The organism is Rarobacter incanus (genome assembly GCF_006715765.1).
GTDB lineage: Bacteria > Actinomycetota > Actinomycetes > Actinomycetales > Cellulomonadaceae > Rarobacter > Rarobacter incanus.
Map to the genome: position 1 here is coordinate 2,001,924 of NZ_VFNV01000001.1, position 9,834 is coordinate 2,011,757.

Here is a 9,834-nt window from a genome sequence, read left to right on the forward strand (position 1 = left end):
AGCGGGCCCGGCCCGCCTTTTCAGCGTTCGCAAGCAAGTGCGAGGACAATGGTCCTATCGGGCAAAACGGACATGCCGTAGGTTCGATGCAGGACGAAACGACCAGCCAAGGAGGATGCAGTGCGCATCGGTGTGCCGAAGGAATCAGCGGCTGAGCAGCGAATAGTCGCCGCGACGCCGAAGACCGTGGCGAAGCTCAAAGCGCTCGGTTATGAGGTTGCGATCGAGAGCGGCGCGGGAGCCCGCGCGAACTTCATGGACGAGGCTTATCAAGCCGCGGGGGCCGCAATCGTCACCGCAGACGAAGCGTGGCGCAGCGACATTGTCATAAAAATGGACGAGCCCACCGTCAGCGAGATTGGTCGCATGACCAAAGGGGCGACGGTCATTTCGCGCATGGCCCCGAGCGATCACCCCGAGTTGATCGAATCCCTCAAGACGCACGGCGTCACCGGCCTGTGCCTGGATGCGGTACCGCGCATTTCCCGCGCGCAATCGCTCGACGTGCTGTCATCCATGAGCAACATCGCGGGCTATAGGGCGGTCATTGAGGGCGCCGAGGCCTACGGCGGTATGTTCGGCGGGCAGGTCACCGCCGCTGGAAAGACCGCGCCGGCCACGGTGTTTGTCATCGGCGCGGGCGTTGCGGGCCTGGCTGCGCTTGGCGCGGCGGGGTCGCTAGGTGCGCAGGTGCGCGCATTCGACGTGCGCCCGGAGGTAGCCGAGCAGATCGAGTCGATGGGTGCCACCTTTGTGCGCTCCGCGGGGCAGCAGGAGGTGTCGGCGGATGGCTACGCCAAGCCGCTGACAGATGAGCAAGTCAAGGCCACCGAAAAGACTTACGCGGAGGAATCGGCCAAGGCTGACATCGTCATCACGACCGCGCTCGTTCGCGGCAAGGCGGTGCGCACCATCACGAAGGAGATGGTGGCGGCAATGAAGCCGGGAAGCGTGATCGTCGACCTCGCGGCATCCGGCGGCGGCAACTGCGAGCTGACCATCCCCGGGCACAAGATTGTGACCGACAACGGCGTGACCATAGTCGGCTACACCGACCTGCCGGGGCGGATGGCCGCGCAGGCATCGCAGCTGTACGGCACCAACATCGTCAATCTGCTTCAGTTATGCACCCCAAAGAAGGACGGTGAACTCGTCCTTGATATGGACGATGTCGTCCAGCGGGCCATCACCGTTGCGCGCGCCGGGGAAGTGCTGTGGCCGCCACCGCCAGTCCAGGTTTCCGCCGCACCGAAACCAGCCGCGCAACCCGCGGCGGCGCCGGCGCAGGATCCGGCCGACCGCGCGAAGCGGGAGGCCGCGGCGGCGAAGAGGCGGGAACAAAAGCTGTTCGCCTACGGGGGGATCGCCGCCGTGCTGATCGGCCTCGCCATCACGTTTTCCTCGACGGCGTTCTTGGGATACTTCACGGTGTTCATCCTGGCTGTCTTCATCGGGTTCTATGTCATCACCAACGTGACCCACTCGCTGCACACGCCGCTGATGGCGCAGACGAATGCGATCTCGGGCATCATCTTGGTCGGCGCCTTGTTGCAACTGGGATCCGACAACCTGTGGGTCGTCGCGGTAGCCTTCGTCGCCGCAGCGGTTGCCGCAATCAACATCTTCGGCGGTTTCTTGGTTGCGAGCCGCATGATCAACATGTTCCACAAGGAGGCCTGAGCTATGACCGCCCTACTCGCGACCGGCACGGAAATCGCCGCGAACCTTCAGCGGTGGCACTCGCTGGTCCAGGCCGCCTACGTAATCGCGGGTGTGCTCTTCATCCTCTCCCTGGCGGGCCTGTCGAAGCAGCAGAGCGCGCGGATGGGTAACCTCGCCGGAAAGATCGGCATGACGCTGGCGCTCGTCGCCACGGTCGGCTTGTCGCTGATCCAGACCGAATCGAGCGTGATCCAGACGGCGTCCCTGATCGTCGCGGCGCTGCTGATCGGTGGAATCATAGGCACAATTGCGGCCCGGCGCATCGAGATGACGCAGATGCCGGAAATGATCGCGATCCTGCACTCCTTCGTGGGCCTGGCGGCGGTCCTGGTCGGATTCAACTCGTACGTGACCGAGCCGAAGACCGACGCCGTTCACCTCGTCGAGGTGTTTGTGGGGGTCTTCATCGGTGCGATCACCTTTACGGGTTCGATCATTGCGTACCTGAAGCTGTCGGCAAAGATGAAATCCAAGCCGCTGACGCTGCCCGGGCGCAACGTTTTGAACCTCGTGGCGATCGCCGTGAGCGCGGTCCTTCTCGCGGTGTTCCTGGTCAAGCCCGTGATGTGGCCGCTCGCGGTCATGACGGTGATCGCGCTAGCCATCGGGCTCCACCTGGTCGCCGCCATCGGCGGGGGCGACATGCCCGTCGTCGTATCGATGCTGAACAGCTATTCGGGGTGGGCGGCCGCTGCCGCCGGGTTCATGCTGTCGAACAATCTCCTCATCATCACCGGGGCGCTGGTGGGTGCCTCTGGTGCCATCTTGTCCTACATCATGTGCAAGGCGATGAACCGCAAATTCATGTCGGTGATCCTTGGCGGTTTCGGGGATGCGCCCGCGGGCGCGGCCGCCGAGCAGGTGACCGGCGAAATCCACGAAACGAACGTGGATGACGTGGCGACGCTGCTGCTGGACGCTAAGTCTGTGATCATCGCGCCGGGGTATGGCATGGCCGTCGCGAAGGCGCAGTACCCCGTCGCCGATCTCGCAGCGAAACTGCGGGCGCGGGGCATCGAGGTGCGGTTTGCCGTTCACCCCGTCGCCGGGCGCCTGCCGGGTCACATGAACGTTCTGCTCGCAGAGGCGAAGGTCCCGTACGACATAGTCGAGGAAATGGACGAGATCAACGACGACTTTGCAACCACGGACGTGGTGTTGGTGATCGGCGCCAATGACACGGTGAACCCGGCCGCGATGGAGGACCCCAATTCGCCGATCGCGGGCATGCCCGTGCTCGAAGTGTGGAACGCCAAGCACGTGGTGGTGTTCAAGCGATCGATGGCCGTCGGGTACGCGGGTGTGCAAAACCCGCTCTTCTTCAAGGACAACACGCAGATGCTGTTCGGGGACGCCAAAACCCGCGTCGAAGAACTGGTGCATACGGTCGACGCCGACACGAACAACAACTGAGCGATCGCGCAAGGCGCCCCCCAACGAAACCCGGTATCGTTGAGGGGCGCCTTTGCGCGCGCACTGGCACGGCATCAAGGAGATGTAATGACCGTAATTGTCACCGGAGGTGCAGGGTACATCGGCGCGCACGTTGTGCGGCTGCTGAATCAGGCCGGGCAAAAGGTCGTCGTCGTCGACGACCTTTCCACCGGCGACGCAGCGCGCATCGGCGGGGCGCCGCTTGTCGCAATGGACATTGCCGAACCCGGTGCCAGCGACCGGCTCGCGCAGGTCCTCGGCGACTACGGGGCCACCAGCGTCATTCACTTCGCTGCCCGCAAGCAGGTTGGTGAATCCGTGCAGCGACCGACCTGGTACTTCGCGCAGAACGTCGGGGGTATGACAAACCTGCTCGACGCAATGGAGCGCACCCGCACCGACCGGCTGGTGTTTTCCTCGTCCGCGGCGGTTTACGGCCAGCCGGACGTCGGGATCGTCCAGGAGAAAAACCCCACGGTTCCGATCAACCCGTACGGGCAGACAAAACTCGCGTGTGAATGGCTGTCGGCGGATGCCGCCGTCTCGTGGGGCCTGCGCGTCGTCGCCCTCAGGTACTTCAACGTCGCGGGGGCGGGTGCGCCGGATCTGGGCGACCCGGCGGCCCTGAACCTGGTGCCAATGGTGCTGGAGCGGCTCGCCGCGGGGCGCCCTCCCGCGATCTTCGGGCAGGACTATCCAACCCCGGACGGCACGTGCGTGCGCGATTACATACACGTGCAGGACCTTGCGCGAGCCCACATCGACTCGATCGCCTACCTGGACCGCGAGGATCGTCCCTACCAATCCTTCAACGTGGGGACCGGTGTGGGATCTTCGGTCAAGGAAGTGATCGAGGAAATTGGTCGCGTCAGCGGCCTGGATGTGACGCCCGAGATCATGCCGCGCAGGCTGGGCGATCCGGCGGAACTTGTTGGGGATCCGGCCCGCATCACCAACGTCTTGGGATGGAGCGCGAAGTATGGCCTGTCTCAGATAATCGAATCGGCGTGGGAGGCCTGGCAGGCCGGTCCCAACCGAATCGAAATGCAATAGAAGGTGTGGCGGATCTGAATTCTGAACGAACCGCCGCACGCCGGGACCCCTGTCCCGGGAACCCCATGCGAACAGCGGCTAGGCTTAGTACGTACTCGCAGACAAACACCCTTAAAAGGAGCGAAAGTGGCAATCATTGAAGCCGTAGGCGCGCGCGAGATTCTCGACTCACGCGGCAACCCGACCGTCGAGGTTGAGGTTGTTCTTGACGACAACACGTTTGCACGCGCAGGCGTGCCCTCAGGCGCATCGACCGGCGCCTTCGAAGCAGTTGAGCGCCGCGATGGCGACAAGTCGCGCTACCTGGGCAAGGGTGTCCAGGGTGCCGTGACGGCCGTTGACGACGTCATCGCTCCCGAGATCATCGGCTACGACGCTGAGGACCAGCGCCTGATCGATGCGAAGATGATCGAGCTGGACGGGACGCCCAACAAGGGCAAGCTGGGCGCGAACGCGATTCTCGGCGTGTCGCTTGCGGTTGCCAAGGCCGCTGCGAAGAGCGCCGGTCTGGACCTGTACCGCTACGTCGGTGGCCCGAACGCGCACGTCCTGCCCGTCCCCATGATGAACATCCTCAACGGTGGGTCGCACGCCGACTCGAACGTTGACATCCAGGAGTTCATGGTTGCGCCCATCGGTGCGCCCACCTTCAAAGAGGCGCTTCGCTGGGGCGCAGAGGTTTACCACTCCCTGAAGTCCGTCCTGAAGTCGAAGGGCCTGGCCACCGGCCTGGGCGACGAGGGTGGCTTCGCGCCGAACCTTCCGAGCAACCGCGACGCCCTGGACGAGATCATCATCGCGATCGAGAAGGCCGGCTTCAAGCCGGGCGTCGACGTCGCTTTGGCGCTTGACGTTGCTTCGACCGAGTTCTTCAAGGACGGCGCTTACCAGTTCGAGGGCAAGGCGCAATCGACCGACTTCATGGTCAAGTACTACGAGCAACTGATCACGGACTACCCGCTGGTCTCCATCGAGGACCCGTTGAGCGAGGACGAATGGGCCGCCTGGACGCAGCTCGTTGCTGAGGTCGGCGACCGCGTGCAGATCGTCGGCGACGACCTGTTCGTCACCAACCCCGAGCGCCTGGCGAAGGGCATCGAGCTCAAGTCCGCCAACTCGCTGCTGGTCAAGCTGAACCAGATCGGCACGCTGACCGAGACGCTCGACGCGGTCACCATGGCGCAGCGCGCCGGCTTCACCGCCATGACGTCGCACCGTTCCGGCGAGACCGAGGACACCACCATCGCAGACCTGGCCGTCGCCACCAACGCGGGCCAGATCAAGACCGGTGCCCCCGCCCGCGGCGAGCGCATCAACAAGTACAACCAGTTGCTGCGCATCGAGGACGCGTTGGACGACGCCGCCGTTTACGCAGGTCGTTCCGCATTCCCGCGCGCTAAGTTCTGATCGATTAGGGGGGCGCGACGCCCGCCGGATTGAACATGCGAAAGGGTCGGCCCCGGCGACGGGGTCGGCCCTTCCTTTATTGTCGATCATGGGACCTGGAATTCTATGGTGAAAGAATTCGGCCGTGCGCCAAGACAACTCCGCAAATAACGGTTACCGTAGTCACTTGAGATCGAAACTATTCATATGCGGCGGGGTTTGAAATGCGCGTTGTTGGGGAAAATATCTTGATGCGAACTCTAGGGGGCGTGGTCGTCGTGTCCCTGCTCGCCCTAGGGCTCGGCGCCCCCTCGGCCAACGCGGGCAACGGCGCCTCCACCCTAGGCGACCAGCAATCGGGGTCGGCCGCCGATAGCGGCGAATCCCTGGGAGACGACGCGGGCGGCATCCCGGACGCGAGCGGAGTAGACGGGGGCGCGGACACCCCCACGACGGCTTCGCCCCTGCCCGTGGCCGCATCGCTACAAAAACGAGTAAGCGAGTCTACGGGAAGCGCGACGGCTTCGGCCAAGACCCTGCGTTCCTACCTAAAGTCGCGTGACAAAGTCAGGGCAAAGAAGCGCAAGACGTATAGGGTCACGCCATCGACAAAACCCACAAAGAAGGGTTACAAGAACACCAATTACCGCAAGTCAAAGGGCTACAACAAGTACACCAAGCACTATTACATGCTCCGCAGTTACCTCGAGCGGATCGAGAAGAACGGCGGCGGTGTGCTCGTTCTCAAAAAGGGTGTGTACCTGGTACCCGGTGCCCTATACGTGCCGAAGAATACGACGATCAGACTCGAAAAGGGCGCGGTTGTGCGCAAGACGAGGGTCACCCACACCGCAAAGGTGAAGGTCTCCAACGCGCTATTCCAGACAATTCGGCCCTCGAAGGGGCTCAAGAACGGCAAGAGCGCCAAGTACCGCTATTCCGGCTACAAGGGCGAGAAGAACATAACGATTACCGGAAAGCCCGGATCCGTGATCGACCTGAACAACATTGCCTGGGCGCACGGAATCGTGATCGGGCACGCGCAACGGGTCACCGTCAAGGGGATTTCGTTCATACGCGCTAATCGCGCCCACTACATCGAGTTGGATGCGTCAAAGCAGGTCGTCATCGACAGCAATTCGTTCGGCCCGGTGGGCAAGGATACGTGCCGATGCAAGGAGGCGGTGAATCTCGATACGCCCGATCGCATCATCGGCGGTTTCCCGTTTGCTTGGTCCGCGCAAGACAAGACCGCGAACGACACGGTCGTGGTCACTCGAAACGGCTTCAACGGCACCGAGGTCGGAGTCGGAACTCACAACTTCTCCGCGAATAAGGTGGGAAGCTCCTACGTGCAGATCTATCACCGGCGTATCACGGTATCCGGAAATACGTTCACCAACATCAAGGGCCGTTACGCTGTCCATGTCATGCAATGGGACAAGGCGACTGTTGCGAACAACACGGTAGACAAGGTAGTCCAGACATCCGGAATCGAGCGCGGAATCGTGGTGGACGGGTCGCGCGATCTGCTCATATCCAAGAACGTCATCATGAATGTGCCGCGCGCGATCGAGCTGCGCGTGACGACAACGGGTGCCAACGCGCTCTTCTACGGCTACAGCGTCAACTACGTGAGCGAAATCGATTTCAGCTCGTGGCAGACGAATATCATTTCGAAAGTGGATGAGAGCTTCATCCGGTGGGCGACTGGGGTGCCCGGTGAGGATCTGAAACGACGCATCGCCATCCCGTGCGTCAAATCGTGCGGGGTGCCTGCCAAGTACAAGTATGTGCAGACGTACATAATCCCGGAGCCTGAACCGACCCCGGAACCGGGCGGTGGCACCGGTGGCGATGCTGGTGCGGGGACGGATACGGGCACCGGGTCCGGGGGAGATACGGGCGGCGCTACCGGAACGAGTGACGGTGGCTCTCAGTAATAGTGGGGGTACTGTTCCCAGTTCGGCTCGCGCTTTTGGAGAAACGCGTCACGGCCTTCTTGGGCCTCGTCCGTCATATATGCCAATCGGGTGGCTTCACCTGCGAACACCTGCTGGCCGGCCAGCCCATCGTCGGCGAGATTGAAGGCAAACTTCAGCATGCGAATAGCCTGCGGTGATTTCGTCGAAATGATGCGCGCGTACTCCAAACCCGCCTTCTCCAGGTCCGCATGCGGGACAACATCATTGACGCTGCCCCAATCGTAGGCCTGCTGGGCGCCGTATTCGCGGGCAAGGAAGAAAATCTCGCGTGCCCTCTTTTGCCCCACCTGGCGCGCCAGATAGGCCGAACCGTAGCCCCCATCGAATGAGCCAACATTCGCATCCGTCTGCATGAACCGCGCGTGTTCGGCGCTCGCTATTGTGAGGTCGGCGACGACGTGCAGCGAATGCCCGCCGCCGGCCGCCCACCCGTTGACGAGCGCGATCACGACCTTCGGCATGGTGCGAATCAGCCGTTGCACCTCCAAAATGTGCAAGCGTCCCGCGCGGGTGGGGTCGAATGTGGCCGGGGTGTCGCCCTCCGCGTAGTGGTAGCCATCCTTGCCCCGGATGCGCTGATCGCCGCCGGAACAAAACGCGTGCTTGCCGTCGAGGGGGGAGGGGCCGTTGCCGGTGAGCAATACAGTGCCCACACTCGGCGTCATGCGGGCGTGGTCGAGCGCGCGGTACAGTTCGTCGACCGTGGCGGGGCGAAAGGCGTTGCGGACCTCAGGACGGTCGAAGGCGATCCGGACGACCGGCAGGTCTTTCCCGGACGCGGGATCGATGCCGCGGTGATAAGTGATGTCCGCGAGGTGGCCCGCCCCCGCTTCGCTGCGCCAACGCGCCGGGTCGAACGGGGTATCCGGGCCGAGGTGGGGGTGGGGGTCAGTTCTTTCGACGCGCATGGCTGCCACTCTAGTCGGCGACGAGCGAGCGACGTTAACCTGTGGAAACCGTGGCTCCTTTGCGTCGCTGCCGGTAGAGTGATCCGGAAACCTAGACCGAAATGCCACAAGGCAAAAGTCACAGCAAACCCATAGGCGAGTTGAGCTGCACAGCACAAGGGAGGGGCATTCATGGCGAAACGTTTGCCATCCGCGCCTCCCGTTTTGCCCGGATTCGCCTACATAAGCCCGCTGGGAGTGGGTGGTTTCGCGGACGTTTTCCTCTACGAACAACAGATGCCACACCGCAAGGTGGCCGTCAAGGTTTTGCTGCGTGATGTCGTGGACGAGGCCGTCTCGACCATGTTCAATGTCGAGGCGGATGTGATGGCTCAACTTGGCTCGCATCCATCCATCGTGACCGTGTACGAGGCATCCCTTTCCGCCGACGGCCGCCCCTATATCGCCATGGAATACTGCCCCACCGTGATCGGGCAGATCTATCGGCGCCAGGAGCTTTCGATCGCGGAGGTGTTGCGGATCGGGATAAAGCTGTCCGGGGCGCTGGAGTCCGCGCACCGATCCGGTGTGCTGCACAGGGACGTGAAACCGTCCAACGTGATGGTGACCGCCTACGGCGCGCCCCAGCTGGCCGACTTCGGCATAGCCTCGTCACTTTCCGGGAAACCCGGCGTCATGGCCCTATCGGTCCCGTGGAGCGCGCCCGAGGTGGTCGCGCAGTCCACGCCAGGATCGGTCGCCAGCGAGGTGTGGTCGTTGGGTGCGACCCTATACTCCCTCATCGCGGGCCACAGCCCATTCGAGATTCCTGACAGCGGCAAGAACACGCCAGAATTGCTGGCGCGGCGGGTCCAACACGCGAAATTCACCGCGCTGGCTCGCAAGGACGTTCCCGCAGAACTGCAAGGAATCCTGGCGCAGACCATGCAGGCCAATCCGCGCAGGCGTCAAGAGGCGGCAGGCGAGGTGGGCGAACAGCTCCGCGCGGTCCAGAAGTCGCTAGGGCTGGCGCCGACCGACATGGAAGTCCTGCGCGACCAGAGCGGGGATTACGAGCCCGCCGCGGGGGATCGCGATGCCGGCGCGCGCACGGGCGTCGTGCGAACTCGCGTGGATGTTGCCTCGCAGCGAAAGCCGCGAACGCCCACCGATGCGCTGGCGCCGAGCGATGACATCGAGGACTCGCCCGTCGGCGTTCCCCGCGGCACGGTACCGCGCGGCGTTGTGCTGTGGGGCGCGGCCGCGATCGCGGCGTTGACCGGAATCGTCATCGTCCTGCTGCTAGCGGGACGGTAGACAGTGTTGCGATCACCCGTCCCGAATGCGACGCGCGGCGGCCGCTCGCG

The 9,834-nt window shown here is 63.3% G+C and carries 7 protein-coding genes; 6 read left to right on the forward strand and 1 reads right to left on the reverse strand.

Annotation, left to right across the window (positions count from 1 at the left end; genetic code table 11):
* The first annotated feature begins 120 nt into the window (after positions 1-120).
* From FB389_RS08245 to FB389_RS08265, 5 genes are all read left to right on the forward strand, one after another.
* Positions 121-1,680: a Re/Si-specific NAD(P)(+) transhydrogenase subunit alpha gene (locus tag FB389_RS08245; RefSeq protein WP_142112644.1), complete on the forward strand. Its 1,560-nt coding sequence runs from the start codon at positions 121-123 to the stop codon at positions 1,678-1,680.
* Between the two features lie 3 nt (positions 1,681-1,683).
* Entirely contained in the window at positions 1,684-3,135 is a 1,452-nt protein-coding gene (gene pntB, locus FB389_RS08250) for a Re/Si-specific NAD(P)(+) transhydrogenase subunit beta (RefSeq protein WP_142112646.1), read from the forward strand.
* Between the two features lie 87 nt (positions 3,136-3,222).
* Complete coding sequence (galE, locus tag FB389_RS08255) at positions 3,223-4,209, forward strand: UDP-glucose 4-epimerase GalE (protein ID WP_142112648.1); 987 nt, start codon at positions 3,223-3,225, stop codon at positions 4,207-4,209.
* 126 nt (positions 4,210-4,335) lie between these two features.
* Positions 4,336-5,616 (forward strand): phosphopyruvate hydratase, encoded by a 1,281-nt coding sequence (gene eno, locus FB389_RS08260; protein WP_142112650.1) that lies wholly within the window; start codon positions 4,336-4,338, stop codon positions 5,614-5,616.
* Positions 5,617-5,846: 230 nt separating this feature from the next.
* The gene (locus tag FB389_RS08265) at positions 5,847-7,538 is read left to right on the forward strand and encodes a hypothetical protein (RefSeq protein WP_142112652.1); all 1,692 of its coding nucleotides are present in this window, start codon (positions 5,847-5,849) and stop codon (positions 7,536-7,538) included.
* On the opposite strand, the gene FB389_RS08270 is transcribed toward FB389_RS08265, so the two are convergent.
* Positions 7,532-8,488, reverse strand: a complete 957-nt coding sequence (locus FB389_RS08270; RefSeq protein WP_142112654.1) for a 1,4-dihydroxy-2-naphthoyl-CoA synthase — start codon at positions 8,486-8,488, stop codon at positions 7,532-7,534. The two genes, FB389_RS08265 and FB389_RS08270, sit on opposite strands and share 7 nt — an antisense overlap.
* Before the next feature lie 171 nt (positions 8,489-8,659).
* On the opposite strand from FB389_RS08270, the gene FB389_RS08275 reads away from it, so the two are divergent.
* Positions 8,660-9,784, forward strand: coding sequence for a serine/threonine-protein kinase (locus FB389_RS08275; RefSeq protein ID WP_142112656.1), 1,125 nt, complete (start codon positions 8,660-8,662; stop codon positions 9,782-9,784).
* Positions 9,785-9,834: the final 50 nt, after the last annotated feature.

Excerpts from the sequence above, each read along its gene's own strand:
- pntB (WP_142112646.1), top strand. The coding sequence starts at position 1,684 with ATGACCGCCCTACTCGCGACCGGCACGGAAATCGCCGCGAACCTTCAG.
- galE (WP_142112648.1), top strand. The coding sequence starts at position 3,223 with ATGACCGTAATTGTCACCGGAGGTGCAGGGTACATCGGCGCGCACGTT.
- FB389_RS08265 (WP_142112652.1), top strand. The coding sequence starts at position 5,847 with ATGCGAACTCTAGGGGGCGTGGTCGTCGTGTCCCTGCTCGCCCTAGGG.
- FB389_RS08270 (WP_142112654.1), bottom strand. The coding sequence starts at position 8,488 with ATGCGCGTCGAAAGAACTGACCCCCACCCCCACCTCGGCCCGGATACC.
- FB389_RS08275 (WP_142112656.1), top strand. The coding sequence starts at position 8,660 with ATGGCGAAACGTTTGCCATCCGCGCCTCCCGTTTTGCCCGGATTCGCC.